Genomic DNA, 24,074 nt, shown 5'->3' on the forward strand with positions numbered 1-24,074 from the left:
CTCGCTCCTGTTCCTTTGGGGTGGCCGCGTTCACGCGGCGCGGTGACGCGGGGCCGTCAGACCCGGTTCCAGTCGAATGCGGCTTGCTCGCCCTTGCCGTAGAGCTTGAGCGCGCCCTTGTCGCCGGCAGCGTTGGGGCGGTTGAAGATCCAGTTCTGCCAGGCCGTGAGGCGGCCGAAGATGCGGGTCTCCATCGTTTCCTGGCCGCCGAAGCGCAGGTTGGCTTCCAGTCCGGTCAGGGCGTCGGGCGACAGCGCGCGGCGCTCTTCCAGCATCATGCGCACCTCGTCGTCCCAATCGATGTTGTCGGGCGCATAGGTGACCAGGCCCAGCTCCAGCGCGTCGGTGGCCGACAGCGGCTGGCCGGCGCGCGCGCGCACCGCTTCCAGGGGCGCTTCCTCTTCATAGAAGCGGCGCTGCAGGCGGCTCTGGCCGTTGACCAGCGGATAGGCGCCGAAATTGCGCTCGCCCACCACGATCTGCGCGGGCGCGGATTCGTCTTCGTTGTCCAGCATGTAGCTGCGGTCGGCAGCCAGCGCCAGTTCGAGCAAGGTGCCTGCAAAGCAGGAGCCGGGTTCGATCAGCGCGAACAGGCTGCGCGAGGTCACGTCCAGGCGCGCCAAGGTGCGGCGCAGCATGCCGGCGGTTTCGCGCACGAACCAGTGGTCCGCATGCTGTTGGAGCGCGGCATCCGCGGCCAACACCAGCGCGGCGTCGCCTTCGGTCTTGATGATCCAGGTGCCGATGTCCAGTTCGTTGGTGCGCATCGACAGGATGGCATCGTCCAGTTCGCGCGCCATCTGCAGCGGCCACCAGGCCGCGCCGGCCGCGACGATGTCCTGCAGCTCGGTTTGCACCGCGCCCTCGGGCGCGCGCACCGTCCAGGTGGCCTGGCGCTTCTCGCGGTCCAACTTGATGTCCACATAGCGGTAGGACAGGCCATCGGCGCTTTCCGTGCGCTGCACCGGCGTCAACGCGATGCCTTGCTCGCCTGCCGGGCGGTCGCTGCCCTGCGCCAGCGCCTGCGCGCGCTCACGCACGGCCTCCTCGAAGCGGGCCGGCTTGACCACTTCGTCCACCAGGCGCCAATCCTTGGCGCGCTGGCCGCGCACGCCCTCGACCAGGGTGCAGAAAATGTCGGCATGGTCGTGGCGCACCCGGCGCTTGTCGGTCACGCGGGTCAGGCCGCCGGTGCCGGGCAGCACGCCCAGCAGCGGCACCTCGGGCAGTGCGACCGCGGACGAGCGGTCGTCGATCAGCATGATCTCGTCGCAGGCCAGCGCCAGCTCGTAGCCGCCCCCGGCGCAGGCGCCGTTGAGCGCGGCGATGAACTTCAGGCCGCTGTGGCGGCTGGAATCTTCAATGCCGTTGCGGGTTTCGTTGGTGAACTTGCAGAAGTTCACCTTCCAGGCGTGCGAGGACAGACCCAGCATGAAGATATTGGCGCCGGAACAGAAGATGCGGTCCTTCATGCTGGTCACGACCACGGTGCGTACTTCCGGGTGTTCGAAGCGGATGCGCTGCAAGGCGTCATGCAGTTCGATGTCCACCCCCAGGTCGTAGGAATTCAGCTTGAGCTTGTAGCCCGGACGCAGGCCACCGTCCTCGGCAACATCCATGGCCAGCGTGGCGACCGGGCCGTCGAAGCTCAAGCGCCAGTGGCGGTACTGCTCGGGGTCGGTCCGGAAATCAACCCGGTTGAGGGTGCTGCTCATAGTGTGTCTCCTCGTACGCCTGCCAAAACAGGAAAAATACTGCACTACATGAATTATTGTGCAGATTAGAGGACAAAAAAAGCCCCGTCAAGCGGGGCATGCACAAAAATGCATATTGCCGGCGCTGCCGGCATCGAATCCAGCTATAGCGGCAGGCCGCAAGCCTTGCGCACCTGGGTGCGCAGGCCGGCAAAGCTTTCCTGCACGTCCAGGTTGCTGGTGACCCAGGTAAGGTCGGCCTTGGCGTAGAAGGCTTCGCGTCCGGCCAGGATGCGCTTGAGGTCCGCCATGGCCTCGTTGTTGCCCGACATGGGACGGAAATCCCCCTGCGCCATGACCCGGCCCATGTGCTCCTCGGGCGTGGCGCGCAGCCATACCGTGTAGCAGTGCGCCAGCAGCAGATTGAGGGTGGCGGGCTCGGACACCAGCCCGCCCGGCGTGGCCAGCACCATTTCCGGGTAGATCTGCACGGCCTCTTCCAGCGCCCGCCGTTCGTAGCGGCGGTAGGCATTGGGGCCGTACAGATTGTGGATTTCCAGGATGCTGCAGCCGGCCACGCGCTCGATCTCGCGGTTCAACTCCACGAACGGATAACCCAGGTCATCAGCCAGCATCTGGCCCAGCGTGGACTTGCCCGCGCCGCGCAGGCCGATCAGCGCCACGCGCTGGGTGCGGTTGGGGCGCTGCGCCCCCGCCCCTACGCCGAACAGCTGGGTCAGGGCCTCGCGCGCGCGCTGCAGGTCGGATTCCGTGCGGCCGCTGAGCAGCTCGCGGATCAGCAGCCAGTCGGGCGATTCGGTGGTGACGTCGCCCACCAATTCGGCCAGCGCGCAGTTGAAGGCGCGTGCGATCTGCAGCAACACCAGGATGGAGGCATTGCCCACCCCATGTTCCAGATTGGCCAGATGGCGCTCCGATACGCCAGTCACCTGCGACAGGCTCTTGCGGGTCATGCCGCGTATGGCCCGCAGGCGGCGCACCCGCTCGCCCAAGGCCACCAGGAACGCTTCCCGCCTGGGTTCGGATGGCGCCGCATCTAGCGCTTGATTCATGTTTACGTGACTCCGCAAAAACCCTGATTACCACGTTTTATGCACTATAGTGCTTGACCATAATCAATGGAAGCACTATTTTTCCATTCAATCAGTCCAAAGCGCCTCATGTGCAAAAAAGCAGCAGTCGATTTCATGTCGATTCTGAAGCGCCGACAGTGTAAAGGAGGAGCCCGGTGAGTACGCCTGATCAATTCCATGCCCTGATGCGCGAGGTCACGCGCCTGACGCAAGGCCAGCCGCTGGACGCGGCGCTGCAGGAAAGCCTGAACCGCGAGGCCGGCCCGCAAAGCGCTCTGTTCCAGGAGATCTACGCCACCTGTAGGCAGGGCGTGGCCGAGGGCTGGATGTGCAGCCGGGAAGGCGGCGGCATCCGCTACGGCCGCGTCATCAAGCCCGCGCCAGACCTGGCGGACTGCTCGGTGGACGTAGTGGACATGAACGATCTTGCCGGCCCCCACCACGCGCACCCCAATGGCGAGATCGACATGATCATGCCGCTGACCGAGGGCGCCCGCTTCGACGGCCACGGCGCCGGCTGGCTGGTCTACGGCCCCGGGAGCGCGCACAGCCCGACCGTGAGCGGCGGCCGCGCGCTGGTGCTGTATCTGCTGCCGGGCGGCGCCATCGAATTCACGCGCACCTGAGAGGCCCCGCCCACCCGCCGCCAGAAAAACACACACAGCGCGGCTCCCCCCACAGGACATCAGGAGACAACCGTGAACGCCTGTCCCGACGAACTCAACTTCGCCAGCCACCTGGCGGCGCTCAATGCGCCGCGCGCCGCCAAGCCGGCCTACATCGACGACACCCGCCAGATCAGCTACGGCGAACTGGCGGAGCGGGTGGCGCGCATGGCCGGCGCGCTGCGCCAGCTGGGCCTGCGGCGCGAGGAGCGCATCCTGCTGCTGATGCAGGACACTGTCGACTGGCCGGTGGTATTCCTGGGCGCGCTGCATGCGGGCGTGGTGCCGGTGGCCGTGAACACCCTGCTTACCGCCGATGACTACGCTTACATCATTGGCCACAGCCGCGTGCGCGCCGTGTTCGTATCGGGCGCCTTGCTGCCGGTGGTGCAGACCGCGCTGGGGCAGGCCGCCGCCGATGTCGAACACCTGGTGGTTTCCCAGCCAGCCGGCGCCTTACCCGAAGGCGGGCGCGAATTCGAATCGCTGCTGGCCGCCGCCCCGCTCGCGCCAGCGGCGCGCACCCTGTCCGACGAGATCGCTTTCTGGCTGTATTCGTCCGGCTCCACCGGCAAACCCAAGGGCGTGGTCCACACCCATGGCAACCTGTGGCACACGGCCGAACTCTATGCCAAGCCCGTGCTCGGCATCCGCGAGGACGACGTGGTGTTCTCGGCCGCCAAGCTGTTCTTCGCCTACGGCCTGGGCAATGGCCTGACCTTCCCCCTGTCCGTGGGCGCGACCGTCATCCTGATGGGCGAACGCCCCACGCCGCAAGCGGTCTTCAAACGCCTGACGCAGCATCGGCCCACCGTGTTCTACGGCGTGCCCACGCTGTACGCCAGCATGCTGGCCTCGCCCGACCTGCCGGCGCGCGAACAGGTCGCCATGCGCATCTGCACGTCCGCCGGCGAAGCGTTGCCGCGCGACATCGGCGAACGCTACACGCGCCACTTCGGCTGCGAGATCCTGGACGGCATCGGCTCCACCGAGATGCTGCACATCTTCATCTCCAACCAGACCGGGCAGCTGCGCTACGGCACCACCGGCAAGCCCGTGCCGGGCTATGAGGTGCAGTTGCGCGACGAGAACGGCGCCCCGGTGCCACCCGGCGCCATCGGCGACCTCTACATCAAAGGCCCCAGCGCAGCCCTGATGTACTGGAACAACCGCGACAAGACGCGCCAGTGCTTCCTGGGCGACTGGCTCAAGAGCGGCGACAAGTACACCTGCGACGCGGACGGCTACTACACCTATGCCGGGCGCAGCGACGACATGATCAAGGTCAGCGGCCAGTACGTGTCGCCAGTGGAGGTCGAGAACATCCTGGTGCAGCACGAGGCTGTGCTGGAAGCAGCCGTGATCGGCGTGCCGGACCACGACGGGCTGGTCAAGACCAAGGCCTACGTGGTGCTGCGTCCCGGCTTCGAGCCCGACGCGCAGACCGGGGCTGCGCTGCAGAATTACGTGAAGCAGCATCTGGCGCCGTTCAAGTATCCGCGCCAGATCAATTTCACGGAGGAACTGCCCAAGACGGCCACCGGGAAGATACAGCGCTTCCGCCTGCGCCAATTGGAAGAGGCCACGCTATGAGCGCCTGCGCCGTGGCCGAGACCGTGTTTGCCGAGTTTCATGCCGGCGGCCGGGATCTGCGCCTGGAATACCAGTGGATAGGGTCCGACAGCCCCGGCGCCCCGTTGCTGGTCTTCCTGCACGAAGGACTGGGGTCCGTATCCATGTGGAAGGACTGGCCCGAGCGCGTCTGTGCAGCAGCCGGGTGCCGCGGACTGGTGTATTCGCGCTACGGCTACGGGCAATCGACGCCCCGGCCGCCAGCAGAAAAGCGGCCGGTGGATTTCATGCACATCGAGGCGCGCGAGGTGCTGCCCGCGCTGTTGATCGCGCTGGGCGTGGACGCCCGGCGCGACAAGCCGGTGCTGTTCGGCCACAGCGACGGCGGCTCCATCGCCCTGCTTTATGCGGCCATGCATCCCGACGCGGTGGCCGGCGTGGTCGCCGCCGCGCCCCATATCCTGGTCGAAGACATGTCGGTCGCCAGCATCGCGCAGGCGCGCCAGGCCTATCTGGACACGGACCTGCGCGCCCGGCTGGGGCGCTATCACGCGGACCCGGATTCGGCGTTCTGGGGCTGGAACGACATCTGGCTGGACCCGGCTTTCCGCCGCTGGAACCTGGACGAATACCTGCCCCGCATCGCCTGCCCCGTGCTTGCCATCCAGGGCGCGGACGACGAATACGGCAGCTTGGCGCAGATACGCGGCATACGCCGGCTCGCGCCCCAGACCGAACTGCTGGAACTGCCCGACTGCGGCCACTCTGCGCACAAGGATCAGCCGGCGCTAGTCATCCAGGCCGTCGCCGCTTTCGTCGGCGGCCTGGCACAACCCCGCTGACCTCACGTCGGCCCATAACAAGCACGGAGACTAACCATGAACCACGCCCTGACCCGGGCTGCGCTCGCCGCGGCTCTGACGCTCGCCGCCACCGGCGCCCAGGCCGCCGACAAGATCAAGGTCGGCTTCATGCTGCCCTACAGCGGCACCTACGCCGCGCTGGGCAACGCCATCGAGAACGGCTTCAAGCTGTACGTCGCCGAACAAGGCGGCAAGCTGGGCGGACGCGAGATCGAATACTTCAAGGTGGACGATGAGTCCAACCCCGCCAAGGCCGCCGAAAACGCCAACCGCCTGATCAAGCGCGACCAGGTGGACGTGTTGATCGGCACCGTGCACTCGGGCGTGGCGATGGCGCTGGCCAAGGCCGCCAAGGACGCCGACACCACGCTGATCGTGACCAACGCGGGCGCCAACGCCATCACCGGCCCGCTGTGCGGCCCGGGCATCTTCCGCACCTCGTTCACCAATTGGCAGCCGGCGTACGCCATGGGTCCGGTGGCCTTTGCCAAGGGCCACAAGACGGCCGTCACCATCACCTGGAAGTATGCGGCCGGCGACGAAGCCATTGGCGGCTTCAAGGAAGGCTTCGAGAAGGCCGGCGGCAAGGTCGTGAAGGAACTGAGCCTGCCGTTTCCCAACGTGGAATTCCAGCCGCTGCTGACCGAGATCGCGGCGCTCAAGCCCGACATGGTGTTCACGTTCTTCGCGGGCGGCGGCGCCGTGAAATTCGTGCAGGATTATTACGCCGCAGGCCTGGGCAAGACCATCCCGCTGTACGGCTCGGGCTTCCTGACCGACGGCACGCTGGAGGCCCAGGGCGCTTCGGCGCAAGGCCTGCTGACCACCCTGCACTATGCCGACGGCCTGAACACGCCTCGCGACAACGCCTTCCGCGCCGACTACAGCAAAGCCTACAAGGCGCAGCCCGACGTCTACGCGGTGCAGGGCTATGACGCGGCGCAGCTGATGCAGTCGGGCCTGGCCGCGGTGAAGGGCGACTTCGCCAAGAAGGAAGACTTCCGCAAGGCCATGCGCGGCGCCACGGTGGACAGCCCGCGCGGCCCCTTCACGCTGTCCAGCGCGGGCAACCCGGTGCAGGACATCTACCTGCGCCGCGTCGACGGGCTGGAGAACAAGGTCGTGGATATCGCCGTGAAGAAGCTGGCCGACCCGGCCCGCGGCTGCAAGCTCTGACCGCAATCCGCCACAGGGAGGCCCCATGGACATCAGCATCCTGCTCATCCAGAGCCTGAACGCTTTCCAGTACGGCTTGCTGCTGTTCCTGGTGGCCAGCGGACTCACGCTGATCTTCGGCATCATGGGCATCATCAATCTTGCCCACGGCAGTTTCTACATGATCGGCGCCTACATGGCGTTCGCGCTGGGACCGGCCGTCGACCGCTGGCTGGGCGGCGGCTTCCTGGCCACGCTGGCGGTCTGCGTGCTGGCCGCCGGCGCCCTGGGCTATCTGCTGGAGGCCGCTTTTTTCAGCTACCTGTACAAGCGCAACCACTTGCAGCAGGTGCTGATGACCTACGGCCTGATCCTGGTCTTCGAAGAACTGCGCAGCATCCTGGTGGGCAACGACGTGCACGGCGTGCCCCTGCCAGCCTGGCTGCAGGGCAGCATCGCGCTGGGCGACGTCATGACCTATCCGGTCTACCGGCTGTTCATTTCCGCCGTCGGCATCGCGGTGGCGCTGTTGCTGTACTGGGTCATCACGCGCACGCGGCTGGGCATGATGCTGAGGGCCGGCGCCAGCAACCGCGAGATGATCGGATCGCTGGGCATAGACATCAACAAGCTCTACCGCCTGGTGTTCGCGGCGGGCGTGGCGCTGGCGGCGCTGGCAGGCAGCATCGCCGCGCCGGTGTCCTCGGTCTATCCCGGCATGGGCAACGGCGTACTCATCATCTGCTTCGTGGTGGTGGTGATCGGCGGCATCGGCTCGATCCGTGGCGCCTTCCTGGCCGCGATGCTGGTGGGCGTGGTGGAAACCTTCGGCCAGGTGCTGTTCCCGTCCGCGGCGGGCGTGCTGGTGTACCTGCTGATGGCCTTCATACTTCTTTGCAAGCCCGAAGGGCTGTTCAAGCAGGGCTGACCATGTTGAACCGACTCTTGCCCATTGCGGCGCTGCTGGCGCTGGCCGTTTTCTCCTGGAGCGGCAGCGACTACTACACCGGCCTGGCGATCAAGATCATGATCTATGGAATCTTCGCGCTCAGCCTGCAGCTGCTGGTGGGCGGCGCGGGACTGGTCAGCCTGGGCCACGCCGCCTTCTTCGGCATCGGCGCCTACGTCGCGGCGCTGCTGTCGCCGGAATCCGAAGCCGCCGGCCTGTGGTGGCTGCTGCCGGCCGCCCTGCTCGCCGCCGCGGCCTATGCGTTGGCGACCGGCGCGCTGGCGCTGCGCACCCGCGGCGTGTACTTCATCATGGTCACGCTGGCCTTCTCGCAGATGGCCTACTACGTGTTCCACGACACCAAGATCGGCGGCGGCAGCGACGGCATCTACCTGTACTTCCGGCCCGAACTGTCCCTGGGCGGCTGGCTGCCGTTCGACCTGGGCGATGCCCGGACCTTCTACTTCTTCGTGCTCGCCTGCCTGGCGCTGACCTGGGGCTTCCTGGCGCTGCTGCGGCGCTCGCCTTTCGGCGCCGCGCTCGCCGGCATCCGCATCAACGAACAGCGCATGCGCGCGGCCGGCTACTCGACCTATCCCTACAAGCTGGCCGCCTATGTCATCGGCGCCACGCTGGCCAGCCTGGCGGGCTTTCTGTTCGCGCTGAAGGACGGCTTCGTCACGCCCGAGCTGCTGGCCTGGGAACAATCGGGCCTGGTGCTGCTGATGGTGCTCCTGGGCGGCATGGGCAGCCTGGGCGGCGCGGTGCTGGGCACTGTGGCGCTGGTGCTGATGCAGGAACTGTTCCAGTCGCAGGAGATTTTTGGCGAATACGCGCGCCACTGGCACCTGCCGCTGGGCGTGGCCATCATCGCGCTGGTGGCCTTGCTGCCCAACGGCCTGGCCGGGCTGCCGGCTCAGCTGCGCCAGCGCCGCGCGGCGCACGTTGCCGCCCCCGGCCCGGACGCCGACACCGCCCGCGCCGCGCCCAAACCGGATGCCGCGCATTCCAGCCGTCAGCAGGCCCCCGCCCGCCTGCCCATCCAGGGAGAGCCCCATGTCTGATGTCCTGCTGGCCGCAAGCGCGGTCACGCGCCGCTTCGGCGGCCTGACGGCGGTGAACGGCGTGTCGCTGGAATTGCAGCGCGGCCAGGTCCACGCCGTCATCGGCACCAACGGCGCAGGCAAGTCCACGCTGATCAACATCCTGTCGGGCGAACTCGCGCCCAGCAGCGGCCAAGTCATGCTGGGCGGCCGCGACATCACGGCCTGGCGTCAGCCCGACCGCGCGCGCGCGGGCCTGGGCCGCAGCTACCAGCGGTCCACCATCTTTCCCGAACTGAGCGTGTTCGAAAACTGCAGGCTGGCCGCCCAGGCTCGCCGCCAGCGCTTCTGGCACTGGTGGCGGTCCGCCGCCGAATGCCGCCACAGCGCGGAGCTTGCGCGTCACGCGCTGGAGCGCACCGGCCTGGCGGACGACGCCGCGCGCGACGCCGGGCTGCTGCCGCATGGCCGCAAGCGCCAGCTTGAGATCGCCATGTGCCTGGCTGGCGAACCGCAGGTGCTGCTGTTGGACGAACCCCTGGCCGGCATGGGCCCCGAGGAAACCGACCGCATTCTGGAGCTGCTGGAAGCGCTCAAGCCCGGCCACGCAATCCTGCTGGTGGAACACGACATGGACGCGGTCTTCCGCGTCGCCGAAACCATTACCGTCATGGTCAACGGCGCCGCCATCGCCAGCGGCACGCCAGACGCGATCCGCGCCAACCCCGACGTGCGCACCGCCTACCTGGGCGAAGACAGCCATGGAGCCAGCGTATGACCGCTTTGATCGAAGCAGGCGGCCTGCACGTTTACTACGGCGCCAGCCATGTGCTGCGCGGCATCGACATGCATATCGCGCCCGGAGAATCCGTAGGCCTGGTGGGGCGCAACGGCATGGGCAAGACCACGCTGATCCGCAGCCTGATGGGCCATGTCAGAAGCGCCCAGGGCAGCGTGCGCGTGGACGGGCGCGACTGCACCCGTGCGCAGCCCCACGCCATCGCCCGCATGGGCGTGGCCTATGTACCCGAAGGGCGCGGCATCTTTCCCAACCTGAACGTGCGCGAGAACCTGCTGGTGGCAGCGCGCGCCGGCCGCGACGGCCGCCAGGACTGGACCTACGCGCGCGTGCTGGAGGTGTTTCCGCGCCTGCAGGAGCGTCTGGGCCATGGCGGCCAGCAGCTATCGGGGGGCGAGCAGCAGATGCTGGCCATCGGCCGGGCCCTGATGACCAATCCCGAACTGCTGATCCTGGACGAAGCCACCGAGGGCCTGGCCCCGCTGATCGTGGCCGAGATCTGGAAAATCATCCGCCAGATCCGCTCCAGCGGCATGTCCACGCTGATCGTGGACCGCAATTACCGGGCGGTGCTGGAACACACCGACCGCTGCCTGGTGATGGAAAAAGGCCAGATCGTGCAGGACGGCGACAGCGCGTCGCTGGCCCGGCAGCCCGAGCAGTTGACGCGCTATCTGGGGGTTTAGATCACCGCTTCAATCAGGAACGGGCCGCGGCGCTTCAGGCCTTCCTGCAGCGCGCGCGCGAAGCCTTCCACCGTATCCACGCTGACCGCTTCCACGCCCATGCCGCGCGCCAGATGCGTCCAGTCCAGGTACGGTTCTTCCAGATCCAGCATGCGGCGGGCGTTGCGCCCGGGTTCCTGCACGCCCACGTTCTTCATCTCGCCGTGCAGGGTGGCGTAGGAACGGTTGGCCAGGATCACGGTCAGGCAATCCAGGTTCTCGCGCGCCTGCGTCCATAGCGCCTGCAAGGTGTACATGCCGCTGCCGTCTGCCTGCAGGGTGACGACCTTGCGGTCCGGGCAGGCGACGGCAGCGCCGGTCGCCAGCGGCAGGCCGATGCCGATGGCGCCGCCCGTCAGCATGAGCCAATCGTGCGGCGCGCTGTTGACGCTGTAGAGCGGGAATTCGCGGCCCTGGGTGATGGACTCGTCGCAGACGATGGCCTGCTCCGGCAGATGGTGCGCGACCAGGATGTTGACGGCGGCGCCAGTCAACTTGCCGGACTGCGGCACCTCGTAGTTGGCGGGGGCAGCGGCCAGGCGCGGCGCGTCCTGGGCGATGCCTAGCTCATCGGCCAGCCACTCCAGCGCATGCGCCAGGTCCTGCTCGGGCGTGCCCAGCACCACCTGCTTGCAGTCGGGCGGCGCCAGCAGGCTGGGCTTGCCGGGATAGGCAAAGAAGCCGACCGGCGCTTTCGCGCCCACCAGCACCAGATGGCGCACGTCCTTCAGCTTGGCCACCGCCAGGTCGATCGGATACGGCAGGCGGTCCACCGGCGTGCGCGAGCCGCCGCGCTCGATGCGGCGGTTGGAGGTTTCCGACACCAGCCGCACGCCGGTGGCGCGCGCGATACGGCCGGCGGCGTTCAGCGCGCGTTCACGCAGCGCGGAACCGCCCAGCATCAGCGTCGTGACTTCGCCCGAGCGGATCGCGGCAACCGCCGCGCGCACCGCGTCGGCCGAGGTCTGGGCCAAGGCCTCGCTCTTGGCCAGCACCGGCGCGGTGTTTTCCGGCAAGTCCGTCCAGGCCGCGTCGGCGGGCAGGATCAGCGTGGCGATGTTGCCCGGCGAGCGGCGCGCCACGCCCACGGCCTCAGCGGCGTCGGCGGACAGGTCGGCGGCCTTGGTGGTGCGCTTGACCCAATGCGACATCGGGCGCGCGACGCCTTCGACGTCGCTGGTCAGCGGCGCGTCGTACTGGACGTGATAGGTGGCGTGGTCGCCCACGATGTTGACCATAGGCGTGCGGGCGCGCTTGGCGTTGTGCAGGTTGGCCAGGCCGTTGCCCAGGCCCGGGCCCAGGTGCAGCAGCGTCGCGGCAGGCTTGTCGGCCATGCGCGCGTAGCCGTCGGCCGCGCCGGTCACCACGCCTTCGAACAGGCCCAGCACGCAGCGCATCTTCGGCTTGCGATCCAATGCCGCGACAAAGTGCATTTCGGATGTGCCGGGGTTCGCGAAGCAAACATCCACGTCGTTGGCCAGCAAGGTATCGCAAAGACTATCAGCGCCGTTCATCGTTTTTCCCTGATCATTTTCCATTGGCGGTGCATGGGCGCATGCGCGCCCGCGTGACATGCATGATAGGTAGCGTAGCCGAAACCGGCTAGAGCCATTTCAGGCCGCCGTCATGGAACCATTCCACAGGTTCCGCCAAACGGAATTTGAAAGGCCCGATCAGCCCAGTATCTGCCCCAGGAAGGCCTGCGCGCGTTCGGTGCGCGGCGCGCGGAAGAAATTGTCCGGCGTGTCGGCCTCGACGATGGCGCCCTGGTCCATGAAGACCACGCGGTCGCCGACCTCGCGCGCGAAACCCATTTCATGCGTCACGCACACCATGGTCATGCCGTCGCGCGCCAACGCCACCATGGTGTCCAGCACTTCCTTGACCATCTCGGGGTCCAGCGCGGATGTGGGCTCGTCGAACAGCATGATCTTGGGCCGCATGCACAGCGCCCGCGCAATCGCCACGCGCTGCTTCTGGCCGCCGGACAGCTGGCCCGGGTACTTGGAGGCGTGCTGCGGAATCTTGACGCGCTCCAGGTATTCCATGGCGCGGGCCTCGGCTTCCTCGCGCGGCACGCCCTTCACCAGCATCGGCGCCAGCGTGCAATTGTCCAGCACGGTCAGGTGCGGAAACAGGTTGAAGTGCTGGAACACCATGCCGACCTCGGCGCGGATGCGCTCGATGTTCTTCAGGTCGTCGTTCAGCTCGATGCCGTCGACGACGATGCGGCCTTGCTGGTGTTCCTCGAGCCGGTTCAAGAGCCGGATGGTGGTGGACTTGCCGGAGCCGGACGGCCCGCACAGGATCAGCTTTTCGCCTGGCAACACCTCCAGCGCCAGCTCGTCCAGCACCTTGAAGTCGCCATACCATTTGCATACGCCCTGCATCGTGATGATAGGGGCGGCGTAGTTCAATCCATCCATCGCATCAGGCCTTGGAAATGTCATGGTTTTCGCCCGCGCCGCTCCAGTAGCCCGGCACGGTCAGGCGCTTTTCGGAACGGCGGAACACGTAGGACAGCACGCTGCACATGGCGAAGTAGATGACGCCCACCATGGTGTAGACGGTCAGCGCCTGGAAGGTGGCGCCCGCCAGCATTTCGCCCGCGCGCATCAATTCGTAAACGCTGATGACGGCCACCAGCGAGGTTTCCTTGATCAGTACCAGCGCGTAGTTGCCCAGCGCCGGGAACACCGTGCGCAAGGCCTGCGGCAGCACGATGCGGCGCAGCCGCTGCACCTTGCCCAGGCCCAGCGCGCGCGCCGCCTCGTACTGGCCGCTGTCCACCGACTGGATGCCGCTGCGGAAGAGTTCGGCCAGATAGGCGCCGAAGTTCAGCGTCAGGCCCAACACGCCGGCAACGAAGCCGTTGATGACCACGCCCATCTCAGGCAGGCCGTAGTAGATGTAGAACAGCTGCAGCAGCAGCGGCGTGCCGCGTATCACGTCGATGTAGAAACGCGCGCCGCGGCTGAGCAGCCGCGACGGCGACAGGCGGCACAGACAGACGACCAGGCCCAGGGCCACCGCCAGGAATGCCGAAGAGAAAAACAGCGCCAGGGTCCAGACCGTGCCCTCGGCGAGGGGGGTCAGGTACATGCGCAGGGTCGCGAGATCCAAGTCGTACTCCTTATCCGTGCCGGTACGGCGTCACTTGCTCATCAGGTCGGCCACGCCCCACTTTTGCCCGATGGCGGCGAGCTCGCCGTTCTGTTTCATCTGTGCCAGCGCGCCGTTGACCGCCTCCAGCAGCGCGGCGTTGCCTTTCTGCACCGCCATGCCCACCTGCCACTTGCGCTGCGGCTGATAGCCCGTGTCCAGCTTCACGCCGGGGATGTTCTTGGTCTTGATCTGGTAGATGATGCTGGGCGGATCCACGATGCCGAGGTCGATGCGGCCGGCGCGCACGTCGGCCAGCAGCGTGGAATAGTCCTGGTACGTCGAAACCTTGGTGCCGGGCATGTCCTTGATCATGTTGAACTGCACCGAGTCCACCAGCACGCCGACGCGCTGGCCCTTCATGTCTTCGAACTTGGCGTACTTCTTGTCGGCCTTGTCGCTGACCACGATGCCCTCGCCCCATTCATAGACCGGCGCCGAGAAATCGATGGCGCGGGCGCGTTCCTCGGTGATGAAGAGCGGCGCGGACATCACGTCGGCGCGGCCCGAGGTCAGCGTGGGAATCAGGCCGGAGAACGGCACGTCGGACAGCTTGTCCGACACCTTCAGGTGCTTGGCCACGGCCGCGGCCACGTCCACCATGATGCCCTCCAGCTGGTTCGACTTCGGATTCTTGAAGCCGTGCGGCGGCGCGGACGCCGTGGTGACGACGTTCAGGCTCTGGTCCGCGCGGATCTCGTCCAGCGTGCGCGCCTGCGCGCCGCCCTGGGCCAGCAGGCCGGCTACAGCCAGGCCCAGCAGAATGGATTTGAGTTTCATCGTTTTCCCCTTGGATGAATTGGTTGGCGTGGCGCTGCCGGCTCAGGCCGGACGCCCCTGCGGATACTGCTGCACCGCTACCGCCGCCAGCGCGCAGAATTCCTGCATGACGGTGGCTGCCAGGAAGGCCGTGGCCCCCTGCACGTCTTGCGGCGGCGACACGGTGTTCACGTCGAACGCCACGAAGTTCAGGCCCGCGAGCTGGCGCAGCAGCGCCAGCCCTTCCTTGGCCGTAAGTCCGCCCCACTCCGGCGTGCACACGCCCGGCGCGCAGGAAGGATCGAAGATGTCCATGTCGAAGCACAGGTACACGGGCCGCTGGCCGATGCGCTGCTTGATGTTGGCCAGCGCGCCCTTCTGGTCCTGGTCGAAGTCGTCATAGGGCAGGATCGTGTAGCCGACCTCGCGGCCGAATTCCAGCACGCCCGGCATGAAGGAACTGCCGCGCGTGCCCACGTGAAAGCTGGAGGCCACGTCCAGCAGCCCTTCTTCGGCGGCACGCGTGAAGGTGGTGGCGGTGTTGTAGCCGGGTATGGGATAGGTGTCGGTGTGCGAATCGAAATGCAGCACCACGAAATCCGGATGGCGGCGCGCCACGGCGCGCAGCTGCGGCAAGGTGACCGCGCCATCGCCTCCCATGGAAATCGGAATGGCGCCCGAATCCAGGATGGCGCCTATGCCGGCCTCGATCAGCGGATAGGAGGCGTCCGGATCGCCCGGATGGCAGGCCACATTGCCCACGTCGATGGCGCGCAGGAATTCCGGCGGGTTGTCGATGCCGTGGCGCCGGAAGATGTCCACCGGCCGCAGCAGCCTGGACTGCTCACGGATCGCGTCCGGCCCCTGGCGCGATCCGACCCGGAACGGATGCGTGCCGCAATCGAAGGGAATGCCGACCACGCAGGCGCGCGCCGCGCCCGTGCCCGCGGCGCGGACGGCAGGCAGGCCCATGAACCCGGCGACGGGATGAAAACAGACTTCGGCTGGCTGCTGCACAACTCGGCTCCTGGGTGACGACCGCTGCCCTGGATAAGGCTGGGATCACTATTTAGATTCAATCAAATCGCTGTGCGATATGACCGTGTCGAAATAAGAGTAGCGTGCGTACAAGCATCCGGCCAATTAGGGAGTTTCCCCTAATCAGCAGTTTTATATCCGACTAAATTAGTATGAATAACGAACGCACGTGGTCGGCGCGTCCGGGACCCGGGCCTCCTGGAATCAGGCCTCGTCGCCCGCGAACGGCATCGCGTCGCGCAGGGCGCCGCCCGGCGGCTCCATTTCATAGAAGGGGCGCGACCGCCCCAGCGTGCGCGACGCGCTGATGGCGTGCGCCGTTTCCACCACTTGCGGACCGAACACCGCCTGCGCCTGCTCGAACGACCAGCGGCTGGACGGCACCGATACGTTGACCGCGCCTACCGGCGTGCCACCGGCATCCAGCACCGCGGCGCTGACCGTGATGTCGCCCGGATAGAACTCGCCGTTGGAGCGCGCATAGCCGTGCCTGCGGGCAAACTCCAGCTCGGCCAGGAGCTCGTCCATGCTTGTGATGGTGGCGGCCGTGTAGGCCTTGCGGTCGCACCGTTCCAGGAGACCACGCGCGACCGCGGGATCCAGCCTGGCCAGCACCGCCCGGCCCGCCGCCGTGCAGTACAGCGGCAGGCGCATGCCCACCGGCATGTTCACGAACATTTCCTTGTGGGTGGCAAAGCGCGCCACGTACACCATGTCCAGACCGTCGGGCTCGGCCAGGCTGCAGGTTTCCTGGCTGTTGCGGTTGAGCGTGTGCAGGAAAGGATTGCCGCCCAGCACCAGCGGGCTGGTCTGCACGTACTTCATGCCCAGCTCCAGCGACCAGGGCCCCAGCGAGAACTTCTTGCTCAAGGGGTCCTTGCGCAGATAGCCCAGCGTCCACAGCGTGTGGGTGAAGCGCTGCACCGAACTCTTGCTCAGTCCGGTCGCTTCGGCCAGCTCGGGCAAGGTCATGGCGGGCTGCCCCTCGCTGAAGGCCCGCAGGACGGAGACGCCGCGCGCCAGCGCGGCGATGAACAGTGGGGAATCCTCGGCGTTTCGGGTCTGCGTCATGGCGCGTGGGCCGTCCAGTGGAAAGCGCATAGCGTACCGCAATACGGTGCAGACGTATCGCGTGGCGATGCCATAAAAAAAAGGCCCGGAAATCCGGGCCGTCCTGGCTGGCGCGAACCTTAGCGGATCGGCCAGGGATACATGGCGCCGCCCTTGTTCCACAACGCATTGGTGCCGCGTTGCAGGCCGAGCTTGCTGTCCTTGCCCACGTTGCGCTCGAACACTTCGCTGTAGTTGCCCACTGCCTTGATGGCGTTGTAGGCCCACTTCTCATCCAGCCCCATGTTCTTGCCCGCCCCCGGCGTCACGCCCAGGATGCGGGCGATGTTGGGGTTGTTGCTCTTCAACATTTCGTCGACGTTCTTCTGGGTGATGCCGTATTCCTCGGCCTCCATCAGCGCGAACAGCGTCCAACGCACGATGCCCAGCCAGTTCTCGTCGCCCTGGCGCACCATGGGACCCAGCGGCTCCTTGGAGAAGCGTTCCGGCAGGATCTCGTAGTCGTCCGGCTTGGCGACCTGGGTGGCGCGCACCGCGGCCAGTTGCGAGGCGTCGTCGGTGAAGGCGTCGCAGCGGCCCGATTCGAAGGCGCGCACGACCTCGGTCACCTTGTCGATCACCACCGGCTTGAATTCGATGTTGTTGGTGCGGAACCAGTCGGCCAGGTTGAGCTCGGTGGTGGTGCCGGGCTGCACGCAGACCGTGGCGCCGTTGAGTTCCTTGGCGCTCTTGACGCCCAGCTTCTTGCTCACCAGGATGCCCTGGCCGTCGTAGAAGCTGGCCGCCACGGCCGCCAGGCCCAGCGACGTGTCGCGGGTCTGCGTCAGCGTGACGGTGCGCAGCAGCACGTCCACCTCGCCCGATTGCAGCGCCGTGAAGCGTTGCTGGGTGGACAGCGGCGTGCCCTTGAATTTGGTCGGATCACCGAACACCGCCGCCGCGACCGCGCGGCAGATGTCCACGTCCATGCCTTCCCATTCGCCCTTGCTGTTGGTCGCCGAAAAGCCGGATACGCCGTCGGTCAGGCCGCACTGCACGAATCCTTTTTTCTTCACGGCATCGAGGGTGGGCCCCGCCACCGCCGCCTGGGATGCGCAAGCCAGGGCCAAGGCGCCGGCTGCAAACAAGATGGACCGCTTCATGATCACTTCTCCTGAGTATGGATGCCGCGCCGGCTTGTAAGCCGACTGCGGTTGAAACCGAGCCCTGCCTTACTGGGCCGGCCGCCAGATTAAGCCATGTCCACGGCGTGAACAACGCGAAGGCGCCTAGTGGAAACCCGGAGGACGGGGCGCGATTCCTGAAGGTTGCAGACCTGTCCGGTGAACGAACTTTATCCGCCCGCCAGACCGCGATGGCCGCTTGCCTTGGTGCCATACTTTTTTCGCGTCCCGGGCCCGCCGCTGCCGGCGCCGCGATCTCTCAAAAAATAACGGCCGCGACTACGCGAGCGGCCGATTCATGGAGGAGACCCAACCCATGACCCATGCAAGCCACTTGCAGTCCCGCCGCAGCACCCTCAAATCCCTGCTGGGCACGGCCCTGGCGGCCGCCGGCCTGGCCGCCGGCGCTGGCGTTCACGCCGCAGACGACTGGCCCAGCAAGCCGATCAAAGTCATCGTGCCGTACACGCCGGGTGGCTCGACCGACATCGTCACGCGCATCGTGATGGACAAGCTCGGCCCGCGCCTGAAGCAGACCATCATCATCGAGAACCGCCCCGGCGCCAACAGCAGCGTGGGGGCCGCCATCGCCGCGAAGGCGGAGCCGGACGGCTACACCTTTCTTTCCATCCTGCCCGCCTACATCATCAATTTCCATCTATACAAACTGGGCTACAAGCCCGCCGACCTGACGCCCGTGGTGCAGATGGCGGACCTGCCCCTGTTCCTGTTCGTGGCCGAAGACATTCCCGTGAAGACGGTGGCCGAACTGGTCGACTATGCCCGCAAGAATCCGGACAAGCTCACCTATGCCTCCAGCGGCAACGGTTCCAGCGCGCACCTGACCGGCGCGGACTTCGCGCTGCAAAGCAAGATCACCATGACGCACGTGGCCTACAAAGGCAGCGCCCCCATCCTGGCGGACCTGCTGGGCGGCCGCGTGTCCATGGTCTTCGATCCGATCCTCGTGCCCATGCAGTACGTCAGGCAGAACCGGCTGAAGGCGCTGGCGTTCACCGGCAAGCAGCGCTGGCCGACCGAGCCCTCGATCCCGACCATGGAAGAAGCCGGCCTGCCCGGCTTCGTCACCGGTTCGTGGGCGGGCCTGATGGCGCCGGCCGGCACGCCCACGCCGGTCATCGACCGCATGGCGCGCGAGATCAGCGAGATCGTCAAGGAGCCCGACGTCAGGCAGAAATTCCTGGACGCGGGCTTCCTGCCGGTCAGCGGCACCACCGCGCAATTCGCCGACCTGATGAAGACGGACTCGACGCGCTACGCCGGGATCATCAAGCAGGCGCGTATCACCGTGGACTGAAAGCGCAGGAGCCCCGCATGATCGACAAGTTCTACGACACTCCCGAGACCGCCGTTGCGGACGTGCACGACGGCGCCACCGTGCTGATCAGCGGTTTCGGCGGCGCCGGCATGCCCACCGAGCTGATCCACGCGCTGATCGCGCAGGGCGCGCGCGAGCTCACCGTGGTCAGCAACAACGCCGGCAACCACGAAACCGGCCTGGCGGCGTTGATCAAGGCCGGGCGCGTGCGCAAGGTGATCTGCTCGTTTCCCAAGGCGTCGCACTCCTGGGTCTTCGACGAGTTCTACCGCCAGGGCCGCATCGAACTGGAATGCGTGCCGCAAGGCACCATCGCCGAACGCCTGCGGGCGGCCGGCGCGGGCCTCGGCGGGTTCTACACGCCCACGGCCTATGGCACCGAACTGGCGCGCGGGAAGGAAACCCGCATGATCAACGGCCGCGGCCACGTCTTCGAACATCCCTTGCATGGCGACTTCGCGCTGGTGAAGGCCGACCTGGCTGATCGCTGGGGCAACCTCACCTACAACAAAAGCGCGCGCAACTTCGGTCCCGTCATGTGCATGGCGGCCAGGACCGCCATCGTGCAGGTGCGCGCCAAGGTCGCCTTGGGCGAACTCTCGCCCGAAGCCGTGGTGACGCCGGGCATCTTCGTCACGCGCGTCACCCAGGTGGCCAACGCCGCCTTTTCCAGCTAGGGCTGGCCGAATCCCAAGGAGTCCGCATGTTCCAACCCTTGACCCGAGAGGCCATGGCGCGCCGCCTGGCCCAGGACATACCCGACGGCAGCTATGTCAATCTGGGCATCGGCATGCCTGTGCTGGTGGCCGCGCATCTGCCGGCCGGCCGCGAGATCGTGCTGCACAGCGAAAACGGCATCCTGGGCATGGGTCCGCCGCCCGCCGAAGCCGACATCAACCTGGACCTGATCAACGCCGGCAAGCAGCCCGTGACCCTGCTGGAAGGCGGCGCGTATTTCCATCACGCCGATTCGTTCGCGATGATGCGCGGCGGCCACCTGGACATCTGCGTCATGGGCGGCATGCAGGTCGCCGCCAACGGCGACCTGGCCAACTGGTCGCTGGCCAAGCCGGGGGAAGCGCCGGCCGTGGGCGGCGCGATGGACCTGGCGGTGGGCGCGCGCAGCGTCTACATCATGATGGAACACAACAGCAAAAGCGGCGAGCCCAAGATCGTCGAACGCTGCACATATCCGCTGACGGGCGCCGGCGTAGTGGACCGCATCTATACCGACCTGGCCGTCATCGAGGTCACGCCGGACGGGCTGCTGGTTCGGGATATGATCGACGGCATGACCCTCTCAGCCCTCCAGGCGCGCACCGGCGCGCCATTGCGCGCAGCCTGATGCGGCCCAATCTTCCGCCGCCCGGCTACGCCGCGCCGCTCGCAGCGGAAGACCATCCCGACCAGCTGCGCGGCGATCCGGATTACATGCTGACGCTGGCGCGCGGGCTGCATGTGATCCGCGCCTTCGGCACCCGCCGCCATCCGCAGACCGCGGCCGAACTGAGCCGCCGCGCCGGCTTGCCGCGCGCCGTGGTACAGCGCTGCCTGCACACGCTGATCCTGTTGGGCATCGCCGAACAGCACGGCAGGCTCTATGTACTGACCCCGCGCATCCTGGGCCTGGGCTACGCCTATTTCTCGTCCACGCCCTTTGTGTCGCTGGCGCAGCCGGTGCTGGAAGAACTCAGCGCCACGATCAACGAGACCTGCGCGCTGGCCATCATGGAAGGCCACGAGATGCTGTACCTGGCGCGTTCCGAGGTGACCCGCCTGCTGGCGACCTCGATGGGGCTGGGCAGCAGGCTGCCGGCGTACTGCACCTCGATCGGCCGGGTGCTGCTGGCGCAATTGCCTGAACCCGCGCTGGCCCGCTACTTCGCCGCGACCGAGCTTCAGCCGTACACGGAATTCACGCTGGTCACCGAGGACAAGCTGCGCGCCGAACTCGCGCGCATCCGCGAGCAGGACTACGCCGTCGTCGACCAGGAACTGGAACTGAACGTGCGCGCCATCTCCGTGGCGGTGCGCTCGGCCAGCGGCAAGGCCTGCGGCGCGGTCAACGTCAGTGTCAAGGCGGCGCGGGTGCCGCTGAACCGGCTGACGGAGGAGTTCCTGCCGCCGTTGCGGCAGGCGGTGGAGCGGATCGGGGAGTTCCTGGCGGCCTGAGGCGCAAGGCCTACAGGTCCGTCGTATCCAGCGTGAAGGCAGCGGCGGCGCGGCCGATGCGGTCGTTGACCGCGTGCCAGTCATCGGTGGCAGGCGGCGCCTGCACGATGATGCGGGCGTAGCCCTGCTTGTCCAGGTCGCGCAGCAGGCCATAAAGCGCCTGCGCATAGCGCGCCGGATCGGCTGGCACGCCCTGCCACTGCACCCGCCCGTCAAGCGCATCGGGGCGATCGCCGTAGGCGACCACCACGACCTTGCCTTCGGGCAGGCCCTGCCCCTGCACCACGTCCCGCAGGCGTGCGTCGGAAGCCAGCTCCAGCGCCGTGCGCGGCGCGTAGTGCGCCTTCAGCGTGCCCGATGCCCTGGGCGCGGCGGCGTCGGGCGCGAAGACCTGCACGCCCAGCACGGCCTCGATCTGCGCGGCGCTGATGTGGCCGGGACGCAGCAGCACGGGGCCGGCGCCGCGGTCCAGACGCGACAGGTCAAGGATGGTGGACTCGATGCCCACTTCCGAGGCGCCCCCTTCCAGCACCGGCATGCCGGCCGCGACTTCCTCGGGGAACTCGCTGCGCACGTGCTCGGCGCGCGTCGGCGACACCTGGCCGAACTTGTTGGCAGATGGCGCCGCGACGCCGCCCTGCCCGTTGGGCTTGCCCGCGGCAAAAGCCGCCAGCAGCGCCTGCGCCACCGGATGCGAGGGGCAGCGGATGCCGATGCTGTCCTGGCCGCCGCTGACCGTGTCGACGATGTGCGGCGCGCGCTTGAGAATCAACGTGAGCGGACCGGGCCAGAAGGCGTCGATCAGCAGGCGCGCCTCTTGCGGCACTTCCGCCGCCCAGTACGACAGATCGCCTTGCGGCGCGATGTGCACAATGACGGGATGGTTGGAAGGCCGACCCTTGGCGGCGTAGATCTTGGCGACCGCTTGCGGGTTTTCCGCGTCCGCGCCCAGGCCGTAGACGGTCTCGGTGGGAAATGCGGCCAGCTCGCCGTCCAGCATGCGCTGGGCGGCGTGGGCGATCTCCGCGGCGGTGGCGGACGCTGACGGGGACAAGGAAGTCATGGAATCCGCGCTTTACTCGGGAGCCTGCATGCCCAGCGCCGCCGCCACGCGGGCGGCGTCGTCGCGAGCCTGCTGCAGGGTGGGCGCCACGATCGTGATGTGGCCCATCTTGCGGCCACGGCGCGCTTCGCGCTTGCCGTACAGGTGCAGCTTGGCGGTTGGCACGGCCAGCGCGGCGGCCCAATCGGGTTCGCGCTGCGCCGTGGCGGTGGCCGACGGATACCAGATGTCGCCCAGGATGTTCAGCATGACGGCGGGCGCCAGCAGGTCGGAGCCGCCCAGCGGCAGGCCGGCCATGGCGCGCGCCTGCTGCTCGAACTGGCTGCTGAGGCAGGCATCCATGGTGTAGTGGCCGCTGTTGTGCGGGCGCGGCGCGATCTCGTTGACGATCAGGCTGCCGTCCTTGAGCACGAAGAATTCCACGCACAGCACGCCGTGGTAGCCCAACCCCTGCGCGATGGCTTGCGCGGCCTGCGTGGCGCGGGCCTGCCTTTCGGCATGGGCTGCGTCCTGCTGCACCGGCGCCGCGGTCGACACCGCCAGGATGCCGTCGCGGTGCACGTTGCGCGCCACCGGGAACACCACGCTCGCGCCATCGAAGCCGCGCGCCAGCACCACGGAAATTTCGTAGTCCAGCGGCATCAGCGCTTCCAGCACGCAGGCCACGCCGCCGAATTCGGCGAAGGCCGCCAGCGCTTCCTCGCGCGTGTTGATGCGGGCCTGGCCCTTGCCGTCGTAACCCAGGCGCGCGACTTTCAGGATGCCCGGAAACAGCCCTTGGGGCGCTGCGCGCAGGTCGGCATCGCTGCGGATCGCGGCGTGCGGCGCGACAGCAATGCCTTGCGAGGCAATGAACGTCTTTTCGGCGATGCGGTCCTGCACGATGGCCACGGCGTCTCCGGCCGGGCTGACGCGGCAGCGCGTGGCCAGCGTGCGCAGGCTGTCCGCGGGCACGTTCTCGAACTCGGTGGTGACGGCCTGACAGGTCTGGGCCAGGCGCTCGAGGCCGGCCTCGTCGTCATAGGCGGCCTGGATGTGCAGGTCGGCCACCATGCCCGCCGGGCATTCGGCGGCCGGATCCAGCACCGCGACCTTGTAGCCCAGGCTCTGGGCCGCGTGGCAGAACATGCGGCCCAGTTGGCCGCCGCCCAGCAATCCCAGCCAGCCGCCAGGAGCAATCATGAAAGCAGTCGATTGAGTCATTCTGATCAGGCCTCGGGCGGAACCTTCATGTCGCGCGCGGCTTGCGTCTGGCGGGCGCGGAACGCCACCAGCTTCTTGTGCAAGCCCGCGTCCGTGCCGGCCAGGGTAGCGATCAGGTGCAGCGCGGCATTGGCCGCGCCGGCTTCGCCGATCGCGAAAGTGGCCACCGGCACGCCCTTGGGCATTTGCACGATGGACAGCAGCGAATCCTCGCCGCGCAGGTACTTGGACGGCACCGGCACGCCGAACACCGGCACTTCGGTCAGGGCGGCCATCATGCCCGGCAGGTGCGCCGCGCCGCCGGCGCCGGCGATGATGCCGCGCAGGCCGCGGGCATGCGCCGCCGCGCCGTACTCGGCCATGTCCTGCGGCATGCGGTGCGCGGAGATCACGCGCGCCTCATGGGGAACGCCAAAATCCTCCAGCATCGTGACCGCGTGCTTCATGACCTCCCAATCGCTGGAAGAACCCATAATCACGCCCACCACGGGGGTGGCCTCTGCCGCTGCGGAAGTCTTGGCTGTCATAACCGGTGTCGTAGAGTT

General features: G+C 67.3%; 24 protein-coding genes. 12 read left to right on the top strand and 12 right to left on the bottom strand.

From position 1 onward, the window contains the following. Nucleotides 1–56 precede the first annotated feature (56 nt). Both boxC and IB259_RS11630 read right to left on the bottom strand, forming a co-directional pair. On the bottom strand, nucleotides 57–1,715 hold the full coding sequence (gene boxC, locus IB259_RS11625) for a 2,3-epoxybenzoyl-CoA dihydrolase (protein ID WP_192329091.1): 1,659 nt from the start codon (nucleotides 1,713–1,715) through the stop codon (nucleotides 57–59). A gap of 143 nt (nucleotides 1,716–1,858) precedes the next feature. Next, nucleotides 1,859–2,767, bottom strand: a complete 909-nt coding sequence (locus tag IB259_RS11630) for a helix-turn-helix transcriptional regulator (protein WP_042794737.1) — start codon at nucleotides 2,765–2,767, stop codon at nucleotides 1,859–1,861. Between the two features lie 176 nt (nucleotides 2,768–2,943). Between IB259_RS11630 and IB259_RS11635 the strand changes: the two genes are divergently transcribed. The 8 genes from IB259_RS11635 (at nucleotide 2,944) to IB259_RS11670 (ending at nucleotide 10,520) form a co-directional block, all read left to right on the top strand. Next, on the top strand, nucleotides 2,944–3,414 hold the full coding sequence (locus IB259_RS11635) for a DUF4863 family protein (RefSeq protein WP_054451429.1): 471 nt from the start codon (nucleotides 2,944–2,946) through the stop codon (nucleotides 3,412–3,414). A gap of 72 nt (nucleotides 3,415–3,486) precedes the next feature. After that, nucleotides 3,487–5,046, top strand: a complete 1,560-nt coding sequence (locus tag IB259_RS11640; protein ID WP_192329093.1) for a benzoate-CoA ligase family protein — start codon at nucleotides 3,487–3,489, stop codon at nucleotides 5,044–5,046. Beyond that, on the top strand, nucleotides 5,043–5,867 hold the full coding sequence (locus IB259_RS11645; protein WP_192329095.1) for an alpha/beta fold hydrolase: 825 nt from the start codon (nucleotides 5,043–5,045) through the stop codon (nucleotides 5,865–5,867). Before IB259_RS11640 ends, IB259_RS11645 begins: the two co-directional genes overlap by 4 nt. A 36-nt stretch (nucleotides 5,868–5,903) precedes the next feature. Then, nucleotides 5,904–7,064 carry an ABC transporter substrate-binding protein gene (locus IB259_RS11650; RefSeq protein WP_054451436.1) on the top strand — a complete coding sequence of 387 codons (1,161 nt, stop codon included), beginning with the start codon at nucleotides 5,904–5,906 and terminating at the stop codon, nucleotides 7,062–7,064. A 25-nt stretch (nucleotides 7,065–7,089) separates the two neighbouring features. Next, nucleotides 7,090–7,971, top strand: a complete 882-nt coding sequence (locus IB259_RS11655; protein ID WP_042794742.1) for a branched-chain amino acid ABC transporter permease — start codon at nucleotides 7,090–7,092, stop codon at nucleotides 7,969–7,971. Between the two features lie 2 nt (nucleotides 7,972–7,973). Next, on the top strand, nucleotides 7,974–9,056 hold the full coding sequence (locus IB259_RS11660; protein WP_192329097.1) for a branched-chain amino acid ABC transporter permease: 1,083 nt from the start codon (nucleotides 7,974–7,976) through the stop codon (nucleotides 9,054–9,056). Next, nucleotides 9,049–9,813, top strand: a complete 765-nt coding sequence (locus IB259_RS11665) for an ABC transporter ATP-binding protein (protein WP_175214357.1) — start codon at nucleotides 9,049–9,051, stop codon at nucleotides 9,811–9,813. Before IB259_RS11660 ends, IB259_RS11665 begins: the two co-directional genes overlap by 8 nt. Next, nucleotides 9,810–10,520: an ABC transporter ATP-binding protein gene (locus tag IB259_RS11670; RefSeq protein ID WP_192329099.1), complete on the top strand. Its 711-nt coding sequence runs from the start codon at nucleotides 9,810–9,812 to the stop codon at nucleotides 10,518–10,520. The genes IB259_RS11665 and IB259_RS11670 overlap by 4 nt, the downstream gene beginning before the upstream one ends. Here the strand turns inward: IB259_RS11670 and IB259_RS11675 are convergent. The 7 genes from IB259_RS11675 to IB259_RS11705 form a co-directional block, all read right to left on the bottom strand. Further along, nucleotides 10,517–12,073 (bottom strand): acetolactate synthase large subunit, encoded by a 1,557-nt coding sequence (locus tag IB259_RS11675; RefSeq protein WP_054451445.1) that lies wholly within the window; start codon nucleotides 12,071–12,073, stop codon nucleotides 10,517–10,519. The two genes, IB259_RS11670 and IB259_RS11675, sit on opposite strands and share 4 nt — an antisense overlap. A 159-nt stretch (nucleotides 12,074–12,232) precedes the next feature. Next, nucleotides 12,233–12,985 carry an amino acid ABC transporter ATP-binding protein gene (locus tag IB259_RS11680; RefSeq protein WP_054451448.1) on the bottom strand — a complete coding sequence of 251 codons (753 nt, stop codon included), beginning with the start codon at nucleotides 12,983–12,985 and terminating at the stop codon, nucleotides 12,233–12,235. Between the two features lie 4 nt (nucleotides 12,986–12,989). Next, nucleotides 12,990–13,682, bottom strand: a complete 693-nt coding sequence (locus IB259_RS11685) for an amino acid ABC transporter permease (RefSeq protein WP_054451450.1) — start codon at nucleotides 13,680–13,682, stop codon at nucleotides 12,990–12,992. A 30-nt stretch (nucleotides 13,683–13,712) separates the two neighbouring features. Continuing rightward, nucleotides 13,713–14,501, bottom strand: coding sequence for an ABC transporter substrate-binding protein (locus tag IB259_RS11690; protein ID WP_054451452.1), 789 nt, complete (start codon nucleotides 14,499–14,501; stop codon nucleotides 13,713–13,715). 42 nt (nucleotides 14,502–14,543) lie between these two features. Beyond that, the gene (locus IB259_RS11695; RefSeq protein ID WP_192329620.1) at nucleotides 14,544–15,452 is read right to left on the bottom strand and encodes an arginase family protein; all 909 of its coding nucleotides are present in this window, start codon (nucleotides 15,450–15,452) and stop codon (nucleotides 14,544–14,546) included. Between the two features lie 270 nt (nucleotides 15,453–15,722). After that, complete coding sequence (locus tag IB259_RS11700) at nucleotides 15,723–16,589, bottom strand: IclR family transcriptional regulator (RefSeq protein WP_119450585.1); 867 nt, start codon at nucleotides 16,587–16,589, stop codon at nucleotides 15,723–15,725. Between the two features lie 119 nt (nucleotides 16,590–16,708). Further along, the gene (locus tag IB259_RS11705; RefSeq protein WP_054451454.1) at nucleotides 16,709–17,731 is read right to left on the bottom strand and encodes an amino acid ABC transporter substrate-binding protein; all 1,023 of its coding nucleotides are present in this window, start codon (nucleotides 17,729–17,731) and stop codon (nucleotides 16,709–16,711) included. A gap of 337 nt (nucleotides 17,732–18,068) precedes the next feature. Here IB259_RS11705 and IB259_RS11710 point away from each other — a divergent pair, with 337 nt between their 5' ends. Genes IB259_RS11710 through IB259_RS11725 form a run of 4 tightly spaced genes read left to right on the top strand, consistent with a single transcriptional unit; the run spans nucleotide 18,069 to nucleotide 21,263 of the window. Then, the gene (locus tag IB259_RS11710) at nucleotides 18,069–19,070 is read left to right on the top strand and encodes a tripartite tricarboxylate transporter substrate binding protein (RefSeq protein WP_192329100.1); all 1,002 of its coding nucleotides are present in this window, start codon (nucleotides 18,069–18,071) and stop codon (nucleotides 19,068–19,070) included. Nucleotides 19,071–19,087: 17 nt separating this feature from the next. Then, complete coding sequence (locus IB259_RS11715; RefSeq protein ID WP_054451457.1) at nucleotides 19,088–19,768, top strand: 3-oxoacid CoA-transferase subunit A; 681 nt, start codon at nucleotides 19,088–19,090, stop codon at nucleotides 19,766–19,768. 26 nt (nucleotides 19,769–19,794) lie between these two features. After that, nucleotides 19,795–20,436: a 3-oxoacid CoA-transferase subunit B gene (locus IB259_RS11720; RefSeq protein ID WP_119450584.1), complete on the top strand. Its 642-nt coding sequence runs from the start codon at nucleotides 19,795–19,797 to the stop codon at nucleotides 20,434–20,436. Continuing rightward, entirely contained in the window at nucleotides 20,436–21,263 is an 828-nt protein-coding gene (locus IB259_RS11725; RefSeq protein ID WP_054451462.1) for an IclR family transcriptional regulator C-terminal domain-containing protein, read from the top strand. Before IB259_RS11720 ends, IB259_RS11725 begins: the two co-directional genes overlap by 1 nt. A 10-nt stretch (nucleotides 21,264–21,273) precedes the next feature. Here the strand turns inward: IB259_RS11725 and IB259_RS11730 are convergent, their stop codons facing one another. From IB259_RS11730 to purE, 3 genes are read right to left on the bottom strand one after another with little or no spacing between them, the layout of a single operon-like run. Further along, nucleotides 21,274–22,326, bottom strand: a complete 1,053-nt coding sequence (locus IB259_RS11730) for an L-threonylcarbamoyladenylate synthase (RefSeq protein ID WP_054451464.1) — start codon at nucleotides 22,324–22,326, stop codon at nucleotides 21,274–21,276. 12 nt (nucleotides 22,327–22,338) lie between these two features. Further along, the gene (locus IB259_RS11735; protein ID WP_192329101.1) at nucleotides 22,339–23,529 is read right to left on the bottom strand and encodes a 5-(carboxyamino)imidazole ribonucleotide synthase; all 1,191 of its coding nucleotides are present in this window, start codon (nucleotides 23,527–23,529) and stop codon (nucleotides 22,339–22,341) included. A 5-nt stretch (nucleotides 23,530–23,534) separates the two neighbouring features. Beyond that, entirely contained in the window at nucleotides 23,535–24,056 is a 522-nt protein-coding gene (gene purE / locus IB259_RS11740) for a 5-(carboxyamino)imidazole ribonucleotide mutase (protein ID WP_054451468.1), read from the bottom strand. Nucleotides 24,057–24,074 lie beyond the last annotated feature (18 nt).

This window comes from Achromobacter sp. ACM04, assembly GCF_014851465.1.
Lineage (GTDB): Bacteria > Pseudomonadota > Gammaproteobacteria > Burkholderiales > Burkholderiaceae_B > Achromobacter > Achromobacter aegrifaciens.